This window comes from Leptolyngbya sp. UWPOB_LEPTO1, from assembly GCF_017302695.1.
In the GTDB taxonomy this organism is placed as follows: domain Bacteria; phylum Cyanobacteriota; class Cyanobacteriia; order Leptolyngbyales; family Leptolyngbyaceae; genus Leptolyngbya; species Leptolyngbya boryana.
On record NZ_JAFLCJ010000036.1, the window covers coordinates 23,894 to 44,968 of the forward strand.

24 protein-coding genes are annotated in these 21,075 nt (G+C 46.7%); 15 read left to right on the forward strand and 9 right to left on the reverse strand.

Annotated features, from left to right (window positions below; genetic code table 11):
• The first annotated feature begins 40 nt into the window (after positions 1–40).
• Entirely contained in the window at positions 41–583 is a 543-nt protein-coding gene (locus tag J0L70_RS29545; protein ID WP_287456949.1) for a DciA family protein, read from the forward strand.
• Between the two features lie 597 nt (positions 584–1,180).
• Positions 1,181–1,459, forward strand: a complete 279-nt coding sequence (locus tag J0L70_RS29550) for a hypothetical protein (protein WP_287456951.1) — start codon at positions 1,181–1,183, stop codon at positions 1,457–1,459.
• 225 nt (positions 1,460–1,684) lie between these two features.
• Here J0L70_RS29550 and J0L70_RS29555 read toward each other — a convergent pair whose 3' ends face one another.
• From J0L70_RS29555 to J0L70_RS29575, 5 genes are all read right to left on the reverse strand, one after another.
• The gene (locus J0L70_RS29555; protein ID WP_287456952.1) at positions 1,685–2,098 is read right to left on the reverse strand and encodes a slr1601 family putative cell division protein; all 414 of its coding nucleotides are present in this window, start codon (positions 2,096–2,098) and stop codon (positions 1,685–1,687) included.
• A gap of 449 nt (positions 2,099–2,547) precedes the next feature.
• The gene (psaM, locus tag J0L70_RS29560) at positions 2,548–2,643 is read right to left on the reverse strand and encodes a photosystem I reaction center subunit XII (RefSeq protein ID WP_071596177.1); all 96 of its coding nucleotides are present in this window, start codon (positions 2,641–2,643) and stop codon (positions 2,548–2,550) included.
• 187 nt (positions 2,644–2,830) lie between these two features.
• Positions 2,831–3,634, reverse strand: a complete 804-nt coding sequence (locus J0L70_RS29565) for a DUF2927 domain-containing protein (RefSeq protein ID WP_287456954.1) — start codon at positions 3,632–3,634, stop codon at positions 2,831–2,833.
• 98 nt (positions 3,635–3,732) lie between these two features.
• Complete coding sequence (locus J0L70_RS29570; protein WP_287456955.1) at positions 3,733–5,457, reverse strand: sensor histidine kinase; 1,725 nt, start codon at positions 5,455–5,457, stop codon at positions 3,733–3,735.
• A 160-nt stretch (positions 5,458–5,617) separates the two neighbouring features.
• Positions 5,618–5,998, reverse strand: coding sequence for a hypothetical protein (locus J0L70_RS29575; RefSeq protein ID WP_036046185.1), 381 nt, complete (start codon positions 5,996–5,998; stop codon positions 5,618–5,620).
• Between the two features lie 150 nt (positions 5,999–6,148).
• Between J0L70_RS29575 and J0L70_RS29580 the strand changes: the two genes are divergently transcribed.
• The 3 genes from J0L70_RS29580 to grxD are packed head-to-tail and all read left to right on the forward strand — an operon-like array spanning position 6,149 to position 8,253.
• Positions 6,149–7,618, forward strand: a complete 1,470-nt coding sequence (locus J0L70_RS29580) for a caspase family protein (protein WP_017289184.1) — start codon at positions 6,149–6,151, stop codon at positions 7,616–7,618.
• Between the two features lie 47 nt (positions 7,619–7,665).
• On the forward strand, positions 7,666–7,911 hold the full coding sequence (locus tag J0L70_RS29585; RefSeq protein WP_017289185.1) for a BolA family protein: 246 nt from the start codon (positions 7,666–7,668) through the stop codon (positions 7,909–7,911).
• 24 nt (positions 7,912–7,935) lie between these two features.
• Entirely contained in the window at positions 7,936–8,253 is a 318-nt protein-coding gene (gene grxD / locus J0L70_RS29590; protein WP_017289186.1) for a Grx4 family monothiol glutaredoxin, read from the forward strand.
• A gap of 118 nt (positions 8,254–8,371) precedes the next feature.
• On the opposite strand, the gene J0L70_RS29595 is transcribed toward grxD, so the two are convergent.
• Positions 8,372–8,614, reverse strand: a complete 243-nt coding sequence (locus J0L70_RS29595; RefSeq protein WP_017289187.1) for a DUF6761 family protein — start codon at positions 8,612–8,614, stop codon at positions 8,372–8,374.
• A 232-nt stretch (positions 8,615–8,846) separates the two neighbouring features.
• Between J0L70_RS29595 and J0L70_RS29600 the strand changes: the two genes are divergently transcribed.
• Positions 8,847–9,629, forward strand: coding sequence for a response regulator transcription factor (locus tag J0L70_RS29600; protein ID WP_017289188.1), 783 nt, complete (start codon positions 8,847–8,849; stop codon positions 9,627–9,629).
• On the opposite strand, the gene J0L70_RS29605 is transcribed toward J0L70_RS29600, so the two are convergent.
• Positions 9,626–10,288, reverse strand: coding sequence for a L,D-transpeptidase family protein (locus tag J0L70_RS29605; RefSeq protein ID WP_287456958.1), 663 nt, complete (start codon positions 10,286–10,288; stop codon positions 9,626–9,628). The two genes, J0L70_RS29600 and J0L70_RS29605, sit on opposite strands and share 4 nt — an antisense overlap.
• A 148-nt stretch (positions 10,289–10,436) precedes the next feature.
• On the opposite strand from J0L70_RS29605, the gene J0L70_RS29610 reads away from it, so the two are divergent.
• From J0L70_RS29610 to J0L70_RS29630, 5 genes are all read left to right on the forward strand, one after another.
• Entirely contained in the window at positions 10,437–11,465 is a 1,029-nt protein-coding gene (locus J0L70_RS29610) for a WG repeat-containing protein (protein ID WP_287456960.1), read from the forward strand.
• 65 nt (positions 11,466–11,530) lie between these two features.
• A complete protein-coding gene (locus tag J0L70_RS29615; RefSeq protein WP_017289190.1) occupies positions 11,531–12,814 on the forward strand; it encodes a cation:proton antiporter in 1,284 nt (427 codons plus the stop codon).
• Positions 12,815–12,911: 97 nt separating this feature from the next.
• Positions 12,912–13,547, forward strand: coding sequence for a transcription antitermination factor NusB (nusB, locus tag J0L70_RS29620; protein ID WP_036046192.1), 636 nt, complete (start codon positions 12,912–12,914; stop codon positions 13,545–13,547).
• A gap of 40 nt (positions 13,548–13,587) precedes the next feature.
• The gene (gene ftsY / locus J0L70_RS29625) at positions 13,588–15,267 is read left to right on the forward strand and encodes a signal recognition particle-docking protein FtsY (RefSeq protein ID WP_287456961.1); all 1,680 of its coding nucleotides are present in this window, start codon (positions 13,588–13,590) and stop codon (positions 15,265–15,267) included.
• Positions 15,268–15,640: 373 nt separating this feature from the next.
• A complete protein-coding gene (locus J0L70_RS29630) occupies positions 15,641–17,065 on the forward strand; it encodes a PP2C family protein-serine/threonine phosphatase (RefSeq protein WP_017289194.1) in 1,425 nt (474 codons plus the stop codon).
• A 53-nt stretch (positions 17,066–17,118) separates the two neighbouring features.
• On the opposite strand, the gene J0L70_RS29635 is transcribed toward J0L70_RS29630, so the two are convergent.
• Both J0L70_RS29635 and J0L70_RS29640 read right to left on the reverse strand, forming a co-directional pair.
• Positions 17,119–17,790, reverse strand: coding sequence for a GntR family transcriptional regulator (locus J0L70_RS29635; RefSeq protein ID WP_287456963.1), 672 nt, complete (start codon positions 17,788–17,790; stop codon positions 17,119–17,121).
• A 285-nt stretch (positions 17,791–18,075) separates the two neighbouring features.
• On the reverse strand, positions 18,076–19,026 hold the full coding sequence (locus tag J0L70_RS29640; RefSeq protein ID WP_287456964.1) for a glycosyltransferase family 2 protein: 951 nt from the start codon (positions 19,024–19,026) through the stop codon (positions 18,076–18,078).
• A gap of 67 nt (positions 19,027–19,093) precedes the next feature.
• On the opposite strand from J0L70_RS29640, the gene rnhA reads away from it, so the two are divergent.
• From rnhA to J0L70_RS29660, 4 genes are all read left to right on the forward strand, one after another.
• Complete coding sequence (gene rnhA, locus J0L70_RS32165; RefSeq protein ID WP_017289197.1) at positions 19,094–19,885, forward strand: ribonuclease HI; 792 nt, start codon at positions 19,094–19,096, stop codon at positions 19,883–19,885.
• A gap of 35 nt (positions 19,886–19,920) precedes the next feature.
• Positions 19,921–20,109: a hypothetical protein gene (locus J0L70_RS29650; protein WP_268243197.1), complete on the forward strand. Its 189-nt coding sequence runs from the start codon at positions 19,921–19,923 to the stop codon at positions 20,107–20,109.
• A gap of 30 nt (positions 20,110–20,139) precedes the next feature.
• Positions 20,140–20,412: a type II toxin-antitoxin system RelE/ParE family toxin gene (locus tag J0L70_RS29655; RefSeq protein WP_287456965.1), complete on the forward strand. Its 273-nt coding sequence runs from the start codon at positions 20,140–20,142 to the stop codon at positions 20,410–20,412.
• A gap of 181 nt (positions 20,413–20,593) precedes the next feature.
• On the forward strand, positions 20,594–20,965 hold the full coding sequence (locus tag J0L70_RS29660) for a hypothetical protein (RefSeq protein ID WP_287456966.1): 372 nt from the start codon (positions 20,594–20,596) through the stop codon (positions 20,963–20,965).
• Positions 20,966–21,075 lie beyond the last annotated feature (110 nt).

Sequence of the window (21,075 nt, forward strand, 5' to 3'; positions counted from 1 at the left end):
TTTGCAAGTCACAATAGATCTAAAGCTTGCGGTCAGTACTATGTCGTTTCAAGAACTTCAATCCATTTTGAGTGCGATCGAGCCACACTATCATTCGGCAGAACGCCAGCAGCTTCGGCGAATTCTCGAACACTGGATAGATTTGATTGGTGCAGATCTCGCAGCCCAAGCTCAACCCATTGCGATTCAGCGCAACATCCTAGAAGTCGCGACTTCCAGCCCCGTCTGGACACAAACCCTAGTCTTCAAACGACTCAGCATCTTGAAGCAAATTCGCGATCGCTTTGCCATTGATCTGAGCGACATCCGCTTCTCAACTGTGCAATGGAGATCTCAACAGAACCAGCCTGTGATCGAAGGCGATCTCTGGCAAAATCATCCCAGCCGATTGCCTGTGGCTTCTCAAGCCGTCACCCAGTTGACGCTCTTACATGACAGCCGTACCGCATTTGAACGTTGGTCATCTTTGATCCAGAGTCGATCGCAACACTTACCTCTTTGCCCGAACTGCAAGAGTCCAACTCCGCCCGGTGAACTTGAGCGTTGGACGGTCTGTAGCCTCTGTGCAGCGAGGAATGCCTGATCTCATACTTTTTTTATTTTGTATACCGTCCAAATACTGAAGCGAAATTCCTCCTCTTTTTAGAAGTTTAAATTGACTTCAAGGGTGACACTTAGATCATCCGTTTTTTGAGAAATTAAAATAGGTTTGAATCAAAAAATTGTCTTTAGATTCTCATAATTCTTGAGACATCTAAATCTGTATAAAAGGGTTTTTTCTGCATTCTCTCTGATCCCCAAAGCGTTTTTCGTGAAACAAAATGGGTTTCTTTGAGATTTAAGAATTTTTTTCTGATAACTGCCGAGCGATCCCCAAAATATAAAGACAATATGAAAGGCGTTTCTCAAAACTAATCTCTGGAACCAAGTTGTATCAACGATTTTAGGGATTTCTTTAGACGAACTGCACTCTGAATTTAATTCACAATAAGAACCAGAAAGTGCGTCTTCTTAGCGATCTCGCGCTCGGTCGCGGCTAATCTCACAAAATTAAATTAATTGAGATTGGTTAACTTATTTCACTTAATGTTGCTTACTCGTTTCCATCAAGAATAAAACTGAAGATTTTGTTAAGAAATCCGAGGCATTCTTTCACAATAGTAATCACTCGTCCGAAACAATGAAAAGTAACGATGCCTTCACCTCAACTTGTCGCCACTGCCGATTTTATTCACCCGAAGGACGGCGTGGCGGGCACTGTGACCAGCTTAATGTTGCAGTGCGAAGCGGATGGAAAGCCTGTCCGCTGGCGACTCCAATCTTTGAACCCGAATGGGAATTTTCAGGGATTTCTCTATGGCATCGCGAGTCCTCATTTGCCCTTTCTACCCATCCTGAAGGCATCACATTCACTCATACGGTAGAACCGACGACTTCTGAGGCTGAAGTGAAGATTTAGAAAGCCCTATCCCAACGAATCGCATCCTGAACGGAGGGTGCGATTTTTTCACGCAAAAACCGCCGAAATGGTTGTCATCTCGGCGGCTTGCTCAAACTAGAGTCGTCCTAAACAGTTCTAGGTAGTCCTAAATCGGTTGCGAAATTGGGGAATAGGAGAGCAATTTCTCCTTGCCCTCAAGTTGCAAGATTTTACAAATCAAACAGGAACGCTATAGAGCGTCATTCAGGGATTTTGAGCCGGAGTTGCTTGTGCTGTTTGTGCCGGTGGCTCAACATCACCCAGAACCACCATCCGTGAATCCGGCGGCATCACATTGGCTTGCTCTTGGGCAACCTTAGAAGCTTGATGAGGATCAAAATTACGATTAAAGGCAGCTTTGAGGCGACTGACTCGCGTATCTGCTGTTTTTACTTCGGTCTGTATTTCTTTCAGTTTTGCCTGTTGGGTGACCCCATAAGGAATAAGCTGCGTTAGGGCTGCGATCGCAGCAGTAGAAATTAAAGCATTAACACTAAGTTTAATCAGAGCTTCGGCAGCGAGCACCCGAGAACGCACTTGACGGCGGAGCGGTTGCTGAGCGCGTGAGCGGCGAGGTTTTTGGGATTCAGGCGGCTGTGGTAGAGGAAGTGCGTTCATGGATTCATATGACGGGACAGCATCGGAAACGACTCAAGCACGGATCAGAGTTCACTCAAAACGGTGTGACGTGTGAGCAATGTTGAAGCCTGATAGATGTTCTTCGCGTCATGAATTACGAAGAAGATCGAACCCTCAGTAGGTCAAAGAATTGATTTACTGGCGGTAGAGCTAACCCAAGATTACAAATCTGGAACCCAAAATCAAGGCGTACGAGTGAACTAAGCGTGGGTAACAACCCGGAAAATGGGGCAAAACTGCCAACCATTTTCGTGCACTTTATTGAGCAGTTTTCTAATCCAACCTGTCTGGGGGAATCCCTTTCAGGCTGGAAACTTGCCTAAATAGTCTACTCGCTGAATTAAGAAATGAAGCACTGAATTTACAGCTTTCTTTTCTCATATTTGCGAATTGGCATCGGGGCAAGTTTCCAGCGATGGGGTTAGACCTTACTTATAAAGCTCGGTTGATAACCGGAACGCCAAAACTCCCGGAATGAGAGCAATGACGAGTGCGACCAGAACTTGAGTATCGGATAAAGGCATGTTTGAAACTCCTTATCTCAGGGTTATAGTTCCTCAATGTGAACGAAAACGCACATTTCGGAAAGTGTTTGTAACAAGATGCAACAGAGAAAGCGCGTAGATTTGTACTCTTTGCGGCAATTTCGGAATCGTTAATCTCGCAGCTAGGGGATGAATTCAGCGGTTGTCCTGTGGAATTGCGGAAACTCTAGCGCGATCGTGCCTGGGCTGCATTCAAGACATTCAAAACTTCTGCCTTAGTCATGCCTGGCTTCAGTTCGGGCATGTACAGCATCCGGATCACGGCTTTATCGATTTCTGAGAAGCGAGTGATATCTGTCCAAGGCTGATAGAACATGCTGTTGGCATAGCGGTAAGAATCGCGCATTAACCCAAGCGATTGAGTTAATTCTTCTCGGATGAGATGCGATCGCTCTTGCTGGGTGACACCTGTCGTGGTGATCAAGATATTGGCGGAATTGATGATGCCGCGGTGATTCCAACGGGTGACGAAGAAGCCGAAATTGACTGGAACATAGGCAGGCTCAAGCTGCCTGAACTGCGTTTCTGGCGCAAAATGCATCCTGATGTTGGGACTGCGATCGACGAATTGCAGGCGGATTGCGCCATTTGCTAGGGTGTTCAACTCGCTGATCACGGTTTCTAGAGTTCTAAGATCGGCTTGGGTCGGTTTCCCTAGTACTTGAATGCGGATATTGCCGCTCCATTTGCGAATTTTGGGAATCGATTCTTGGTTGTATTCTGACCCGATGGCGACTTCCATAAAGTAATCAATCTGCTCTCGATTGAATCCAGAACTGGGACGAATCGTTTTTGCTTGAGAAATCTGCATCGGATTTGCAGTATTTGATGAGATCGAACCTCCGCCCATTGTAGAGTCGTCTTTTTGGAAAGAAGAGAGCGATCGCCCAATGCCTACTGCCAAAATGCCCAATGTCAAAGCGCCAGTCAAGATCAAGCTGTGACTGACCAGTTGCACCTTCGATTTCATCAAATTCTCCTTGCTTCGGCAGACTCTTATGTGCTTCTATGTGCTCCTTAGAGTTCCCTGCCTCTTTATCGATCTCATCTGTTCTAAGCTTCTAAGGATTAGGACGCAATCGGGACAGTCTGCTGAATCGGAATTTGAATGATAAATTCTGTGCCTTCTCCCAAAGTTGAGACGTAATCTAACTTGCCACCGTGTTTCTGATTAATGATTTGATAGCTAATCGACATTCCCATGCCAGTGCCTCGACCCACAGGTTTCGTGGTGAAGAATGGGTCAAAGATCCGCGATCGCGCATGTTCAGGAATGCCACACCCATTGTCAGAAATGGTAATTTCAACCCATCTAGAATGGAGAACAGAAGTCCGAATTTTGATCTGAGGATTCGGTATAATTTTGTCTTCGAGTGCGTCGATTGCATTTGCAATCACGTTCATAAAGACCTGATTCAGTTGCCCGGCGTAACACTCAATCAAAGGCAGATCATCATAGTCTTTAATAATTTGAATGGGTTCGCACTTGTGCTTCTCTAATCGATGCTGCAAAATCAGCAAAGTACTCTCAATCCCAGCGTGAATATTGACTTTCTTGAATTCAGCTTCATCCATGCGAGAGAAGGTTTTTAACGATAGGACAATCTGTCGAATTCGCTCTGTTCCAAATCTCATAGAGGACATGATTTTGTTGAGATCCTGCTGAACAAAATCCAAGTCAATGTCTCGGCTATTCTCAAATTCAGACGTGATTTCAGGGCATTTCTCCCGGCATATCTCTACAAGTTCAACGAGATCTTTGACATAACCTTCTGCATACTTTACATTGCCATGAATGAAGTTGATAGGATTATTAATCTCGTGTGCAATCCCCGCAACAAGTTGTCCTAAACTGGACATCTTTTCGCTTTGAACCAGTTGTAATTGAGTTTGCTGTAATTCTTGAATCGTTGCTTCTAAATCGAGTGCTTGTTGTCGCAAATGTGCTTCAGATTCTCTCAGATCCATTTCGATGATGCTCCGCTCTGTGATCTCAGTTTCTAATTTCTGATTGGTGACAGTCACTTCTCTGCTGCGATCGAGCAAAGCAGCATAAGAGTCTTGCAGCCGATCTGCCATATGGTCGAATTCGTTGGCTAGATGCTCAATTTCATCGCCTGTTCTAAAATTCAATCGATAGTTGAGATTGCCTTTTGCGAGTTCGGATGCACCAAATTGCAGTTGTTTGATCGAACGAATGACAGGCATCAAAATCAGCCAATATTGTGCTCCTAATACGAGAAGAATCAGTGCTAGGGCTGCATAAGTGACAACTTGATCGATTCGTTTTAATCGACCTAATTCTTTGCGACGTTCCGTATCTTCTTGCAGAAATTTTTTGAGAATCTTATCTAAGTCAGCGCTAATTGCGTTCTCAGACTCGCGAATTGTTCTGAAATCTGTCCGAACACGTTCTATCTTTGCATCAGGCTCTTGCAGTGTTTTAGCACTGAGATTCTTTAATAATTTGAATTGAGTTCTGATTTGATCAACTTCAGGGCTTGAGCCGAAAGCCCTCTCAAATTCGCCGATCTCTTTGAAAAATTTCTGCTGTTCTCGCTTTAAATCTGAGTCTTGGCTATCAAGTAAAACGACATCTTTGAGTTGACTGATTTGCCCTTTGAGATTTGCGCGCATTTGATGAACTTCTTCTAATCCATCGCTCAATTTCTGCCGCTTCTCAAAGATATCTTCTTGTGCTTGGCGCACCCAATATTGTCCACCGACCAACACCACAGCCATCACGGTTGTAATTACGATCGAGGAGCTTGAGAACTTACGAGAAATCTTCATGACTCTAGGCTCCCATCATTTCAGAGCGAGCTAGAGGTTTAGCATCGAAAAAATGCTGAGTGTAAGAGTGCTTCATGGGGGCAACGAAACAAAATATTCTGAAAGAGTTCCCTGTCGAAAAGCAACTCAAACACTCAGGAAATTTTTGATGGATAACGATCTAGAACCCTAACAACGCTTTAGATCCGCGGTAATAGGTTGCCCAGCGCTTTGCATCAGGACGAGTTTGCCACTGCGATCGCGTCACCCAAACCGACACCACAGGTGATGCCATACCGCCGTTGCGCCCGACGACGACTACCGAAACCTCATTAGCAAGCAAATCTTGATCGAATCCTCTTTGAATCGCTGCTCGCGCCACATTTTCTGCGCGCCGCACGATCGCTTCATAGGGTTCATTGGAGGCACGATCAAGCGTGACATCAATCCGTGCGGTATAAGCCTGTGCGGGAGTTGGAGCTAGCACCATATCAATTCCCCAAGCTGTGACACCGCACCCAAAGGTGAAAAAGCCTACAAGCAAAGAATTACGAAGTTTCATAGGACAAAGAGTGACAAAACGAACAAAGCAATCGAAATCAAGGGAGTTGGGATTCATGTTAGTTCTTTGTTGCAGAAAAGCAATTTTTTTCTATGATGTGGTAGCGCAAGCGGTTCATATATAGTCTTCAATTACAGATGAGGTGTTGGAATGAGCAATTTTTGGGCGATCGCCGTTGGGATAAATCACTACCAGTTCCTTCAACCTCTTCATTTTGCCCAGTCGGATGCTCAATTTCTCTGTGAAAGCTTAGTTGGTGATGCAGGGTTTTCACCGGAACAATGTCTGTTGATTACGGATACATCTCCAGATTTTGCTGACCACTCCACTCATCCCACGCATGAGAATTTGCAGTACTGGACAACGAGTCTAAAAGATAAGCTTCAGCCAGAAGATTCGCTTTGGTGCTTTTTCAGCGGATACGGAATTTGTGTCGATGGAGAAGATTATTTATTACCCATTGATGGAGATGTTTCCCGAATTAAAGAAACAGGGTTCTCAGTGCGATCGCTGTTTCAAACTTTGAAAACTTTGCCCACTCAAAAAATTCTCGTTTTACTCGATATCAATCGAGCCGCTTCCGGTTCTCATGAGAAAGTTGGGACTCAAACGGTTGCATTGGCACGCGAGGCAGGGATTCCGACGTTCTTATCCTGTCGTCCTGAACAGTTTTCTCACGAAGCGCCTGCGTTAAATCATGGTCTGTTTACTCAGACATTGCTCGAAGGATTGCGATCGCATCAATGCTCAACCTTAGCGACGTTAGAAGACTTTTTGAAACTGAGATTGCCTGAGCTTTGTGATCACAACGATCGCCCGCGTCAAGATCCAATTCTGGTTGTGTCTGATCCAGAGCAGCTTTATCAAGTGATCATGCCAGTCAACTGGTCTGAAACCGAATCTTGGGTTCCTGCAACGACTAATCCATTTTCTGTAGAAGGTGATTTATATCTCAATGCCTTAGAAAGTGAGGCGAGTTCCAACTATGGCTTCCAGCCGACTGTGATGGGAGCGACTGCAACTGAAATTCCCGACAGTTTTGCGCTGAACCCTAGTGAATACGAATACGAGCCGATCCAAGCAGATTTGACTCTGCCTGAATCAGAACAGACTGAAGAACTTTCACCTGCGGCTTCTCCAGTGCCCGAAGAGTCGGATGCCCCCGATCAAATGTTTTGGGAACGGTTGTTGTTTGGAGGGAGTGCGCTCTTATTAGTGTTGCTGCTTGGCGTGCTGTTCCGCAACTGGTCGGCGTTTATGGGCGGGCAGCAAACGGCGAATACTCAACCTTCTCCTGCGCCTCAAGCTGTGGCATCACCGAGTCCTGATTCTGGAAAGATCTTGAATGAAGCCCGATCGTTAATCAAACCCACGCTAGCATCAGATGCAAGTCGCGCGATTGATCGGGCGCGCGCAATCCCACCGAATGATCCCCTCTATGCTGAAGCGCAACAAGACATCGATCGATGGAGTCGCAATATTCTAGAAATTGCGCGCAAACGAGCAGAGCAGAAAGAGTTTCAACAAGCGATTTCAGCCGCTCAACTCGTTCCAAAAGATCGACCTCAAGTTTACGCTGAGGCACAGAAAGCGATCCAGCAGTGGCGCAAAGCTCGTTAGACTAAGAATCAGGAAAATTCGCGAAACGATTACATCGAGGAACCCCAATGATTAGCCCGGATCAGGTTGAGGCAATGATCAAAGCAGGATTGCCGGATGCCCAAGTGCAGGCAAACAGTCCTGATGGGGAGCATTTCGAGGTGACAGTCGTCTCCTCAGCCTTTGCTGGGAAGCGTCGCGTTCAACAGCATCAGCTTGTGTATGGTGCGGTTCAACAGGCACTCTCCACCGAAGCCATTCATGCTCTCTCACTGAATACGTTCACGCCCGAAGAATGGGCAACCAAAAACTAACTCTCTTACCCCTTGAACTTACTTATGACTACCTCAAACCGCATCAAATCGATCGTCGATAGCGACAAAATTGTCGTTTTCATGAAAGGCAGCAAACTCATGCCAATGTGCGGCTTTTCTAATAACGTTGTGCAAATTCTCAATACGCTGGGTGTCCCCTACACGACCGTAGACGTGCTAGAAGACCCTGAAGTCCGTCAAGGCGTGAAAGAGTTCTCGAACTGGCCAACGATTCCCCAAGTGTATGTGAATGGGGAATTTATTGGCGGTTCGGACATCATGATTGAGATGTACCAGAGTGGCGAATTGCAGCAGCTTGTAGAAGTTGCACTTGCCTCGTAATGAGGTGGGGAGTGGGGAGATGGGGGAAGATTGATTCTTACTCCCTACTCCCTACTTTCACCTCTGCGACTGACCAACCAAATCAAAAAGGGGCGCACACGCACCCCTTTTCCCATTTCTATCGGTAGTCTGGCTCTGGCATCACCATGTCGAAATTCGACGGATCATAGATGTAGCGAGTAATCTCCTCTTCCAGACGATTGATCTGGTACGGCTCTAGCACGCTAGCATGTCGGAGCGCGGACAAGTACCCGTCTAAGTAGAGACGCAGGTCATCGTAACGATAGCCCCGGTTCCAGAGTTCGACGAGAGCGTCGGAGAGGCGTTGATAATAGCGAATCGTCAAAGAATCTTGAAGCATATGCGATGACGCGAAAACAACAGATGCCGTTTGGCATTCCACTCACTGAGCTATGACTTTAGCTTAACATTACACTCGCTATTCTCTCGGTTTGTATCGAAATTCTATAGAAAGACATACTCCGATACGGAACGTTGTGTAGGCGGAGTACATATGGGTAGCACCCGTTACAAATCAAAACTAAGAAGCTTTGATACCCTTAACTCAAGCATTTTGAGGTCAAGTTGCCCCCGTGGGAGCCATTAATATACAAATCGTTGAAGGAAATCCGCACCTTCGATCGCTGCTAGGATGGCATCTTCAGCAGGCGGGCTACCAAGTCCACCAATCGGCTGATTTGCACCAAGCGCGTGAGATGTTTCTGGTGCGGCAGCCCAATCTCATGATCCTTGATTCTGAGATGCCCAGTGGCGATGGGTTGGAGTTTTGTCGCTGGTTGAGTCAGCAGCAGACGGCGCTGATTCTGATGCTGTCTGCCCGGACAACTGAATCTGATATTGTCGCAGGGTTGCGATCAGGGGCAGATGATTATCTGACGAAGCCGTTCGGGATGCAGGAGTTTTTGGCGCGAGTGGAGGCGTTGTTGCGACGACAGCGGACGGCGGCTCCTCCGGTCAATCTCGATTTCGGGGATCTGAAAATTGATCTGGTGCATCGGCGGGTGCGATTTAAGGGTGAGTTGATTGAGTTGACCCCACAGGAGTTTAGTTTGCTCTATGTGCTGGCTCAGGCAGGCGGAACCGCTTTGAGTCGGGCAGATCTGCTGCAACGAGCTTGGCCTGATGAGATTGATAATCCTCGAACTGTGGATACTCACGTCCTGTCTTTGCGTAAGAAGGTGGAGATTGATCCGAGGCAACCGAATTTGATTCAGACGGTGCGGAATGTGGGGTATCGGTTGAATTTGGAGATTTTGAACGCGCCTCCGGTGCATCAGAATAATGGGCAATTGCCTCGTAAACCAGCAACGGCTTCAATGTCGAGAATGGCAGCGGTTCAACGTCCTCGGATTTAGGGAAGAATTTCGACGATCGCGCCAACTTGGACGATGTTATAGATTTCATCAATGTCTTTGTTTTTCAGAGCAGGGCAGCCTAACGTCCAATTAGTACGGGTTTCGATCAGGGCATCTTGCCCTATCGGTACGCCATGAATTCCGACTTCACCTCCAATCGCGCTAAATGCGGGGATTTCTCCTCGCTGTTTGGATCGCTGATGTTTGCATTGAGATTGAGCATTGGGGTAGTCCAACCATAAGAATTTTGACCAATCTGGATGGGGATATTTATCCTGAATTCGCAAGATTCCTTCGGGGGTTTTGCGATCGCCTTCGCGTCGCTTGTCCCCTTGGGGATCGCCAAATACGACTGAGTAAGATTTGATCGGTTTTTGGTCGTAATACAGCGTTAGGCGATGATTTGACTTTTCAATCAAGATCGATGTTTTGGAACGATCAAAATTTTTAGGCAGGATGTCTAAAATTGACTGATTGGCGTTCAGAAAGGTTTGTGGCGGGGTATGTAGGGTTGCATCGGCTGGGCAGGTGATCGGGGGCAGTAGGTAGACGAAAGGAAGGATTCCGCGTTGATGCGCAAACCAGTAGATGAGGGATAGAGCTGCGATCGTACAGGCTAAAGTCCGCAGTTGAGATGACTTGAGTTTTTTCCGTGTCATAGCAATTGAAGCTGCTTTGACTGTAATTACAGCCGCGCAACTTAAAATTCCTGTTTGTCAGATGAACGGTCCAATGGAATGCAATCACCAGTGTTGCCAAAATCTGTGGGGTCGATACACTTAGGAGAATCTATGACGGTTCTGGGTCATGATGCTGCGTTTTTTATTGCTTGCGACTTTAGGATTTGGAACGGTTACTGCGTGTAGCCATCCGCCGAATATACAGATCGAACAACGTGCGATCGCCAGTGATCTCTTCGAGATCGATCATCAATTTGACACTGCAACTGATTTTGCTGAGGGAACCGCGCTGGTGCAATTGGGGCGGGAATTTCGCTATATCGACCGTTCGGGACGCGTCAGTGTTACGCCGAAACAAGAGTTTGAAGCGTATTCGCCCTTTTCGGAAGGCTTAGCGGTGGTGAAATTAGGGGAGCAATATGGATTTCTGAATCGTCGCGGAGAAGTGGCAATTCCGCCGAAATTTGAACGGGTGACGCGATTTCGAGAAGGATTTGCAGTCGTGCAGATGGGACGGCTTTACGGATTTATCAAACCGACTGGAGAAGTTGCGATCGCGCCTCAGTATCAACTGACTTCGGGCTTTTCTAACGGATTAGCGGCGGTAAAGAAGGGCGAGAAATATGGCTATATAAATGTGTTGGGTCGAACTGCGATCGCGCCGAAATTCGATGATGCTTGGCAGTTTTCTCATGGACTTGCTGCTGCCAAAATTGGTCAAAAATGGGGCTATATCAACCAAACTGGGCAATTTGTTGTGCAACCTCAGTTTGATGGCGCGTTCAATTTTTCGGATTCGATGGGTCGGGTGCGCGTCGGAAGTCAATGGGGATTTGTCGATACGAGTGGGAAAATTGCGATCGCGCCTCAATATCAATTTGCGTCTGATTTCTCGAATGGGTTAGCACTCGTTGAACAGAATGATCGATGGGGCTATATTCAGAAATCTGGCAAGTTTGCGATCGCACCTCAATATCAATTTGCTGGAAGTTTTTCAGATGGATTAGCGCCCGTGAAAATTAAAGAGAAGTGGGGCTATATCGACACAACGGGCAAAATTGCGATCGCGCCTCAATTTGATGAAGCAGGAGATTTTAAAGAAGGCTTAGCGCGAGTGCAATTAAATGAAAAATGGGGATACATTCGTAAGCCTTGAGGGAGAGACGGGATCTATCATCAGATCAATAGGTCTAGCTTAAAACACAAGTACAGTGAGCATAAATGCGAACTGGGGATGAACTTGTGAATGTCTATATTCTCGATCTCTTAGTGATTGGAGTTTTGTTGTTAATCGTAACTTTGGGATCAGGTTGGATCGCGCGGTTGCCTCTATCTTATGCGCTGATTTATTTAATCGTTGGCATTGTGCTGAGTCCGTATGGATTTAATCTGATTCAGGTTCGCCCAGAGGCAGAGTTTTTAGAGCGAGTTGCAGAACTGGTTGTTTTAATTTCGCTGTTTAGTTGCGGGTTGAAAATGAATCGACCCATGCGTTTCTTTGCATGGCGATCGACGACTCGGCTGATTGGTTTATTGATGCCGATTACCATTTTTTCAGTTGCCGCGATCGCGCACTTTATTCTGAAATTAGATTGGGGATTATCGATTCTTTTAGGGGCAATTTTAGCGCCGACTGATCCCGTTTTAGCGTCTGAAGTTCAGCTTTATGACTCTCGCGATCGTGATGAATTGCGGTTTGGGATTACTTCAGAAGGTGGGTTAAATGATGCATTAGCTTTTCCATTTGTTTATTTTGGGATTCATTGGATAGAAAAAGGCAATTGGCAAAACTGGTTTCGGGAATGGGTTTTAGTCGATGTGATTTGGGCGATTGCAGCAGGATTAGCCGTCGGCTTTGTGATTGCGAAGGGAATCAAACTCGTTGATAAACGCTTAGAACCGTTTCGGACTCCAGATGATTTGATGGAAGATTTCGTTGCACTCAGCACAATCTTTATTGCTTATGCTGTAACCGAAGTGGTGAATGGGTATGGATTTCTTGCCGTCTTTGTCGCTGGAATGGCAATGCGGAGAAGACGGAATTCTGAATATACAAGAAATCAACTTCACTTTATTGAGCGCTTAGAGAAGTTAGCAGAAATTGGCACGATTTTATTGCTGGGATCGATGCTGCGATTTCAGCCGATGTTTGCCTTTGCAGGAGATGCATTTGTGATTGCATTGAGCTTGATTTTCGTGATTCGACCGATTGGGGCTTGGATCAGTACGATCGGTTTAAATGTCAATCCGGCAACGCGCTGGCTCTACGGTTGGTTCGGCATTCGCGGAGTGGGATCGATTTACTATCTCGCTTATGCATTTGGCAATGGCTTGAAAGGGGAAGATGGCGAGCAAATTGCTTGGATTACCTTTTGGACGATCGTCATTTCTGTTTTATTACATGGGGTCACGTCAACGCCTTTAATGCAATGGTATGAACGTAATATTGAACACAATCGAGAAATCGAGCCGAAAGCAGCCCAGCATGAGGAACAGGGCACATAACGCAATTCAACTTAATCGATCGCTCAACTCCTCAAATGGCTACAGCAAGAGACCTACTTGCGCTAAGATACGTGAGCCAATTTCATTAATGCCTGCCATGCAAGCCCGTCGCATTGCCCGTGAACTCGCACTTTTAAGCTTGAGTCAGATCTCTTCTGATCCAAAGAAAATTAACAGTCAGAGAATTCAAGAACTTGTTGTCGAATCCGTTCGTACCCTTGCAGAAGAAGCGCGCGACAACTTAGAAACGGCGGCAGCAGAATTACAACGAGGCGATAGCCAATTGCTCAATAGCCAAACTCGGGCTGGCAATATCGATAGCGCTCGGGCAATGGTGCAAGAAGCGATCACCCTGGCTCAAACAGCGATCAACCGACTCGGAGGTGCGATCGAACTGCCTGAATTTATTCAACTGGCAAATCAGACTGAGGTTCGAGCCTACACGATGGAAATTATTACCCGCTTCCACGCTGAGCGAGAAACAGTCGATAAGTTGCTGAATGACATTTTAGTGGATTGGAATTTGGATCGCTTAGCCACACTCGATCGAGACTTATTACGGATCGCCACCACTGAAATGATGTTTTTGGGAGTGCCAAATCGAGTGGCAATTAATGAAGCCGTCGAACTTGCCAAACGTTACAGCAACGAGGATGGACATAAGTTTATTAATGGAATTCTGCGGAAAGTAACTGACGCGATTCATGGCAGTGAGACACACGTGAGTGGCTGATTTCCGCTAAATTTAGATCTAGCAATCTGGGAATTTGGACATGGCTTTTAATTGGTTCAATCGATTCAACAAAAAAGAAGAAGAACAGCAGCAACCCGAATCTGCTCCCGTTGAACCAACTCCAACTGCGGAGCCTTCTGAATCAGAAGCCCAAAGTGACACTTCAGAAGAAGATGCCCGGATTGCCAATGCAAGAGCGATCGTCGAAAATTTCCGCCGCAAGCAACAAGAAAAAGCCCAAGCTGAGGCGGCGACGGCTGAAAAATCTGAGCCTGTCGAAGTTTCTGACTCGATCGAGCAAGCTGAAACCGAAGTTATCGAACAACTTGGCGAAACTTCAGTTGAATCCGTTGAAACCGAAGTTATCGAACAACTTGCTGAAGACACGATCCCATCAGCCGAATCGGAAACAATTGAGCAATTCGATGAAGCACCCGTTGCAGAAGCCGTTCAACCGGAAGTAGAACCTGTTTCAGAAGAGACAGAAGTTGAAGCTGTTCAACCGGAAGTAGATGTCGTAGAAGAGACGGAAGTTGAAGCCGTTCAACCGGAAGCAGAACCCCAACCCGCAGCAGTCCCATTCTGGGCACAAGCTGCCGAAGCCGATCGACAAGCTCGGTTAGAACGACTAAGAGCCAATGCGATCGAGGAAGTTGAACCCGAACCACAGCCTGTTGCGACTCAAACCGCGCCCGAAATTCCGCCTGAGTTTGTAATCGATGAAGGCTTCCTCTGGTCGGCAGAAGTGCTTTCTGCGATGGGACGGCGCGCAGAAGATGTCTCGATCGAAGAAATTACCTGGCTGAAGCGGCTCCGGCAAGGGTTGGATAAGACGCGGCGGAGTTTGGTTAATCAACTCAAAGCGATCGTTGGTCAAGGCCCCCTGAATGAAGATGCAGTTTTTGAAATTGAATCGCTGCTTCTGCAAGCCGATGCAGGCGTTGAGGCTACTGACAAAATTATTTCAGCCCTGCAAGCGAAATTGAGGCAGGATGCATTACCGCCCGATCAAGCGATCGCGTATCTCAAACAAATTCTTAGAGACTTGTTAGATCAACCCTTGCAGGGATCGCACTCTGCTTTCTTCGCCCCCGAGAAAGATACGTTCAATATCTGGTTAATGACTGGGGTCAATGGCGCAGGGAAGACGACCACGATCGGAAAACTCGCTCACATTGCCAGCAAATCGGGCTACAAGTGCTTAATTGGAGCAGCGGATACGTTCCGAGCGGCAGCAGTCGAACAGGTAAAAGTCTGGGGACAGAGAAGTAATGTAGAGGTGATCTCGAATCCTGGACAGAATACTGATCCGGCAGCGGTTGTGTTTGATGCCATTAGTGCAGCGCAGGCGCGGGGAACAGAACTGCTATTGATTGATACAGCCGGACGACTTCAGAACAAGAAGAATCTGATGGATGAGTTGAGTAAGGTACGTCGAATTATTGACAAGAAGGCAGCAGGCGCGAAAGTGGAATCACTACTCGTCTTGGATGCGACCCTGGGACAGAATGGGCTGAGACAAGCAGAAGTTTTCGCGCAGGCAGCCCAGTTAAGTGGAGTCGTGTTGACGAAACTGGATGGAACAGCGAAGGGCGGGATTGCCTTAGCCGTGGTGGAACAGTTGGGATTGCCCATTCGATTTATTGGGGCGGGAGAAGGGATTGAGGATTTACGACCTTTTTCAAGCTATGAGTTTGTCGAGGCTTTGATCAGCGGGTAGTTCTGCGGCTCGCGGAGTAGGGAGGGGGGAGAACCCAAACTTAGATTGTTTCCTATCTATCCCCCTATCCAATTTTCTTGGATGCGGCTCAATCCGCTTTAAATTGCTAACTTTGCTGAATTTCTGGAAGTTATCGACTGTAAACATGTCGTAAAACAGGGAACTGTGTATAATCAGTGCCAACAACCCCGATCGCGGTTTTGTTCGATCAGATGAGCTTTTCTCCTAATCGCGCAAAACGCAGATCGATTCAAGCGGTCAGCACCTCGCAAAACTCTGTAAAGGGGGGCAGCGAAATGTAGCACTGTCCGCTAAGATTGGTTTTCACAATCAACGATCGTGTTGGTTCCCTTCGTTCACTTTAATCGCCCGAATGACTGCTGTGCCCCTTCCTCGTCCTTCATCTCAACCGCCTGAGCGCAATAACTCAGGGTCTGCTGACGTAACACCAGTGTTTGCCCTTAAGGAACTGGTGGCACGCCTGAATCGGGAGCAGCACAAAATTCAAGACTTACTGAGTTCGCTTGGATTTGCCCTCCGTAGCTTCAGCAATTTGAATCAATTTCTGGAACTTATTCCGCTGATGGCAAGTCGAGTTACTGATGCTGACGGCGGTGCGCTCGTTTTGTTCCGCCCGAATGGACAAGTGAAATTAGAACGACTCCACTGTCAGGATGCAAGATGGGGTCAAGAGCTACGCAAAGGCTTAGAGACAGCAACTCGCCAGACGACGGCTTCTTTGACCGGATTGCCCCCTGGAGAAGCCTTAGCGCGATCGTCCCAAGTCGTCGCGATGTTAGATCATCAGTTGACGCGACACTTAGGCGGCGAAATTCAGATTTTTGGAACCGGGATTCTGGTGAGAAATCAGGAGCGGGGGCGGCTTTATGTCTTTAGCCGTGAACCGGATTACGCCTGGACAGAGACGAGACAAAAACTTGTGCGACTCGTCGCGGATCAAACGGCAGTTGCGATCGAGAACGATGAACTGACGGTCGAATTGAAGAAGAAAGAAAGACTCGATCGAGAATTAGAGATCGGAGCCGATATCCAATTGCGATTGTTGCCGCGTCAATGTCCTGCGATCGAGGGGATTGAACTCGCCGCGCTTTGTAAAACGGCAAATCGAGTCGGTGGCGATTATTACGACTTTATTCCAGCTAGCTACGGTGAGGCTCGTAAGACCAATCCTGATAACTCTCAGGAAAAGTGGAGCGTCACGATCGGGGATGTGATGGGCAAAGGCGTTCCAGCGGGTCTGATTATGACCATGACGCGCGGAATGCTGAGAGCAGAAGTCTTGAACGGGCATTCTCCCGCTCGAATTTTGCAGCATTTGAATCAGGTCATGTATGCCGATTTGGAGAACTCGAATCGGTTTGTCACGCTGTTTTATTCGGAATATGATCCAAAGACTCGACTGCTGTCTTATAGCAATGCAGCCCACAATCCACCATTACTCTGGCAAGCGGACAGCGATCGCATTGTGCGGCTCGATACGATGGGAATGCTGATTGGCTTGGATATTGAGACACAGTTTCAGGATGCTCAGATTCAGTTAAATCCGGGAGATACGATTATTTACTACACCGATGGGTTTACGGATGCAGCGAATCAGTATGGTCATCGGTTTGATGAGGAAAATCTGACGAGCGCGTTCCGGTGGGCTTGTCAGCATTTTGATGATCCGCAGCAGATTTTGAAGTATTTGTTTGATTGTGTGCAGCAGTTTATCGGGATGGGGAATCAGAATACCGACGATATGACGCTCGTTGTGATGCGGGTCAAGCCAAATTGATTGATTAGTCGCAACTCTTCTCAGTGTGAATAAAATGCGTCGAGTTTGAGCTTTCAAGAACTCTGACGCATCCGCTCGATCTCGCGCAGAACTCGATCGCGGCTTGCATTCAGATGAGTCACAACCATTTGAGTGGCTTGTTCTGGAGAACGAGACGAGATCGCGGTGTAGATCTCGCGATGCTCTTTGCGGATTTCGAGCACCTTGGGATTCTTTTGTAGGGTTTGAATTCTCAGCAATGCCATTTGGTCAAACACTTGATCTAACAGCGAGACGAGCCAAAGATTTTTGGAACTGCGGGCAATGGAGCGATGGAATTGATAGTCTAAATCGAGCAGTTGAGCATGGGTGGAGTTTTCGCGATCGCTTTGTTCAGCAGTCAGCACTAATTGATGCAGGTTGTCTAATTCTTCAGAAGTCGCATTTTCACACGCGCCTGCAACGGAAAGTTGCTCTAAAGCAATCCGGCAGGTATAAAGTTGAACCGCATCCTGCATCGATAGGGTCGCAACTCGCAGCGTGCCAGCGATATCACTAGTGACGAGGTTCTCTTGCTGAAGTTGGCGAATGGCTTCTCGAATCGGAGTGCGACTGACTTGGAGTTGTTTGGCAAGTTGCGTTTCGACGAGCCGGGTTCCAGAGGGTAACTCTCCCGATAAAATGGCAGCGCGCAACGCTTGGTAGGCTTGCGCCTGCAAAGATTGTCTGCGGGCGAGTGGAGCCATCCGATCGAGTTCTCCGGAGACTGAAGATTGAGCTATCTCGTCGTTGCCTGGATACAAACTGCCGTCCTCGCCTTTCTCTAACTGCTATCCCTGAGACTGCTTTCTCTTCGATTTCTAGAAAGTCCGCAATTCTCGTTTTTCCATAGATGAGAATTATTGCAGAAACTTGAACCCTTTGACTAAAAAAATAGCTGTTTTTGCATCCTGTTTTTGCGATCTTTGCATGTATACCGAATACATTTTATATTCCTGTTTCTACTTGTTTTTAGTGTCTAGAAATCGCCACTATTTTAGGTTTAAATGCTGATTGAATTTTTTGAGTAAGTAATGGGGTCTTTGTGTTGTGATCGAGTATCCGATATAGATCAGAAAAGATGAGATTAAGACAACCGGGAGCGAGAGCGGAAGAAAGACAAGATGCCGGATATCTCGATCGCGCATTTTCCGAATCCGGTCGATAAAGATCTCCAGTTTTCCTTTGATGCCAGACATTGTAGGCTCAGCATTTGTCGCCGTTGGAATTAGTTTTTTCTGCCAATAATAGTCGTGCCCAATTAATAGAAATCGCCAAAAGAAATGATCTAACCCATTCGGGGGAGAGTGAAGTACTTGCGCTAATGGCTGTTGCCAAATTGTTACACCAGATTGAACTAATTCATGGGTATGAACGGCACAATTTCCGCGATAAAGGGGCAAATCTGTGGGGATAGGATGGCTCAGTAAAAACGAGCGCCGAAATGCCACATTGTTGAGAAAATAGCTTTTTCCAGGCGTTAATTCTGTACGTCCTGAATACTGTGGAAAAATATATCCTAATGCCATTGCAGTACCATAGATTCCCACTCCATTCGTCGTAGTTTCACCTGCAACAACTTGAATCTCTGGCTGTGAGAAGGGATCCAATATTTTTCTCATCCAGTCTGGTGCATAGATGCAATCAGAGTCGTAATAGACGATGATTTCTCCGGTGGCGAGTTCTGCACCGAGCATTTTGGCTTGATAGTATTCGGTTCCGGGTGGGGCAGGACACACTTTGATCCAGGGATATTGCTGACACAACTGAGCCAAAAGCGTTTCGGGGATATCGCCACTGTCGATGAGCAGCACTTCATTCGCGGCTGTTGGAGGCGGATCTTGAGCTTCCAAACTGGCAAGCGATCGCAATAATCCGGCTAAATCAGCCGTCTCAAGATTTTCGGTTTCTAGCACGATCGAGAAATTGAATGCTGCGGACACGTTCTCACCTTCACCCTGTCAATTGTGAAACAATGCGGTAGTCTAGGTTAGCTTTGGAATTCTACCTATGACTTCTCCCTTAATTCAGAAAATCTACACCGATGGCGCATGTTCCGGCAATCCCGGTGCAGGAGGTTGGGGAGTAGTTGTCTACTTCGAGAATGGTACAGTGCAGGAGTTAGGTGGAGGATCGCCAGAGACGACCAATAATCGGATGGAGATGCAAGCTGCGATCGCGGCATTGAAATTTTTTAAGGATTCTGGACAGTCGAAGGTGATTGCTCTGTATACCGATAGTGAGTATGTGAAAAATGGAATTACGAAGTGGCTACCTGGTTGGAAGAAGAAAGGGTGGAAGACTTCGGCGGGCAAGCCTGTACTGAATCAGGATCTCTGGGAACAGTTGGATGAACTCGATTCCCCTAAAGTGGAATGGCGTTATGTGCGGGGGCATTCCGGTGATCCAGGGAATGAACGCTGTGATGTGATTGCGAGAGCGTTTTCTCAAGGTAAGATGCCTCAGTTGAAAATGCCTGATTTGCAGGTTTCTTTGACCCTTATCCCTAATGCTGCTGAGGTTGTGATGTCTGAGACTCCTAGTTCAATCGATGCGATCGAGGTTGTTCCGCGTGAAGTGCGAGTCGAACAGTTACGGAATTTGGTTGATATGTTACATATGGCAGATGAGATTGCCAGTAAGGGGTATTTGATTTCAAGTTCTGAACTGGCGGATTTGATGGATATTAATGCGAATGCTGTGACGAGCCGGGGGGATCATTGGGTGTGGCGAAATTGGGTCGTGTCACGAGTCAGACGCGAGGGAAATCAGATTTTGTGGCAGTTAGAACGAGTGGATTAAGATGAATTTGGTTGTTGAATTTTGGATTGAATTTTATGACGACTCCGAAAGAAACGATTTCTAGTCTCCTGACTCAACTTCCAGATGATTGTACGTTGGAGGATATCCAGTACCATCTCTATGTTTTAACGAAAGTTCAGCAAGGATTGGAAGCTGCAAAAACTCAAGGGACTGTTTCTCAAGAGCTTGCTGAGCAGCACTTAAATAAATGGCTTATCAAGTAGTTTGGTCACCGAAAGCGATCGCAGATGTAGATGCGATCGCAGAATACATTGCAGATCGCAGATGTAGATGCGATCGCAGAATACATTGCAAGAGATTCTCCGGCATATGCCAGTTCAGTTGTCGATCAGATTCTCAAGACAACCCGCAGTTTAGAAAAATTTCCGCTATCAGGGCGAACTGTCCCAGAATTCGGGGATGAACTGCTGCGAGAAAAAATTGTCTATAGTTATCGCATTCTTTATCAGGTGGCTGATGATGAAGTGACGATCGTGACAGTGATTCATGGAAAGCGAACGCTATAGCTCAAGTGATTAGCATCAATTTACTGAAGTTTGGTTGATTCAAAAGTTAAAGCGATGATTCTCGACAAGGATCATCGCTTTAGTTTTTTTACAGGGTGGCAAGTAAAGCCCACCTCATTCATGGGTGGGATGTAACGCTTTGCACTTTTAAGTGCTGTTCAGGTATGCGAAGATAGTAGTTATGAAGACGTTGAAATTCAAGCTTTACCAACACAAGCGGAATCGGTATTTGAAGCAAGACATCAACATTGCGGCAAATATCTATAACCACTGTATTGCACTCCATAAACGGTACTACCGGATGTGGAAAAAGCATTTGAATTGCGCGAAACTTCAAAGCCATATTGCCAAGTTGAGAAAACGTAAATCTCACTGGCAACGAATCGGCTCTCAAGCGGTACAGGATATCTGTCAACGCATTGAGAAAGCCTACCAACTGTTCTTTAAGCACCACAAGAAAGGAGTTAAGCCACCGGGCTTTAAGAAAGCCAAGAAGTACAAATCGTTCACCCTGAAACAAGCAGGATACAAGTTCTTATTAACCCGGCAATGATTGAGAGTGCATTGTACTAAGCTGCGTAGGCAATCTTGGGATGCTGAAAGTAGCTTCTGACTCTTGCAGGTAACTTTTGCAGCTTATGAAGATGACTCCGTAACCGCTGA

Excerpts from the sequence above, each read along its gene's own strand:
- J0L70_RS29545 (WP_287456949.1), top strand. The coding sequence starts at position 41 with ATGTCGTTTCAAGAACTTCAATCCATTTTGAGTGCGATCGAGCCACAC.
- J0L70_RS29550 (WP_287456951.1), top strand. The coding sequence starts at position 1,181 with ATGAAAAGTAACGATGCCTTCACCTCAACTTGTCGCCACTGCCGATTT.
- J0L70_RS29555 (WP_287456952.1), bottom strand. The coding sequence starts at position 2,098 with ATGAACGCACTTCCTCTACCACAGCCGCCTGAATCCCAAAAACCTCGC.
- psaM (WP_071596177.1), bottom strand. The coding sequence starts at position 2,643 with ATGCCTTTATCCGATACTCAAGTTCTGGTCGCACTCGTCATTGCTCTC.
- J0L70_RS29565 (WP_287456954.1), bottom strand. The coding sequence starts at position 3,634 with ATGAAATCGAAGGTGCAACTGGTCAGTCACAGCTTGATCTTGACTGGC.
- J0L70_RS29570 (WP_287456955.1), bottom strand. The coding sequence starts at position 5,457 with ATGAAGATTTCTCGTAAGTTCTCAAGCTCCTCGATCGTAATTACAACC.
- J0L70_RS29575 (WP_036046185.1), bottom strand. The coding sequence starts at position 5,998 with ATGAAACTTCGTAATTCTTTGCTTGTAGGCTTTTTCACCTTTGGGTGC.
- J0L70_RS29580 (WP_017289184.1), top strand. The coding sequence starts at position 6,149 with ATGAGCAATTTTTGGGCGATCGCCGTTGGGATAAATCACTACCAGTTC.
- J0L70_RS29585 (WP_017289185.1), top strand. The coding sequence starts at position 7,666 with ATGATTAGCCCGGATCAGGTTGAGGCAATGATCAAAGCAGGATTGCCG.
- grxD (WP_017289186.1), top strand. The coding sequence starts at position 7,936 with ATGACTACCTCAAACCGCATCAAATCGATCGTCGATAGCGACAAAATT.
- J0L70_RS29595 (WP_017289187.1), bottom strand. The coding sequence starts at position 8,614 with ATGCTTCAAGATTCTTTGACGATTCGCTATTATCAACGCCTCTCCGAC.
- J0L70_RS29605 (WP_287456958.1), bottom strand. The coding sequence starts at position 10,288 with ATGACACGGAAAAAACTCAAGTCATCTCAACTGCGGACTTTAGCCTGT.
- J0L70_RS29610 (WP_287456960.1), top strand. The coding sequence starts at position 10,437 with ATGATGCTGCGTTTTTTATTGCTTGCGACTTTAGGATTTGGAACGGTT.
- J0L70_RS29615 (WP_017289190.1), top strand. The coding sequence starts at position 11,531 with ATGCGAACTGGGGATGAACTTGTGAATGTCTATATTCTCGATCTCTTA.
- nusB (WP_036046192.1), top strand. The coding sequence starts at position 12,912 with ATGCAAGCCCGTCGCATTGCCCGTGAACTCGCACTTTTAAGCTTGAGT.
- ftsY (WP_287456961.1), top strand. The coding sequence starts at position 13,588 with ATGGCTTTTAATTGGTTCAATCGATTCAACAAAAAAGAAGAAGAACAG.
- J0L70_RS29630 (WP_017289194.1), top strand. The coding sequence starts at position 15,641 with ATGACTGCTGTGCCCCTTCCTCGTCCTTCATCTCAACCGCCTGAGCGC.
- J0L70_RS29635 (WP_287456963.1), bottom strand. The coding sequence starts at position 17,790 with ATGGCTCCACTCGCCCGCAGACAATCTTTGCAGGCGCAAGCCTACCAA.
- rnhA (WP_017289197.1), top strand. The coding sequence starts at position 19,094 with ATGACTTCTCCCTTAATTCAGAAAATCTACACCGATGGCGCATGTTCC.
- J0L70_RS29650 (WP_268243197.1), top strand. The coding sequence starts at position 19,921 with ATGACGACTCCGAAAGAAACGATTTCTAGTCTCCTGACTCAACTTCCA.
- J0L70_RS29655 (WP_287456965.1), top strand. The coding sequence starts at position 20,140 with ATGCGATCGCAGAATACATTGCAGATCGCAGATGTAGATGCGATCGCA.
- J0L70_RS29660 (WP_287456966.1), top strand. The coding sequence starts at position 20,594 with ATGAAGACGTTGAAATTCAAGCTTTACCAACACAAGCGGAATCGGTAT.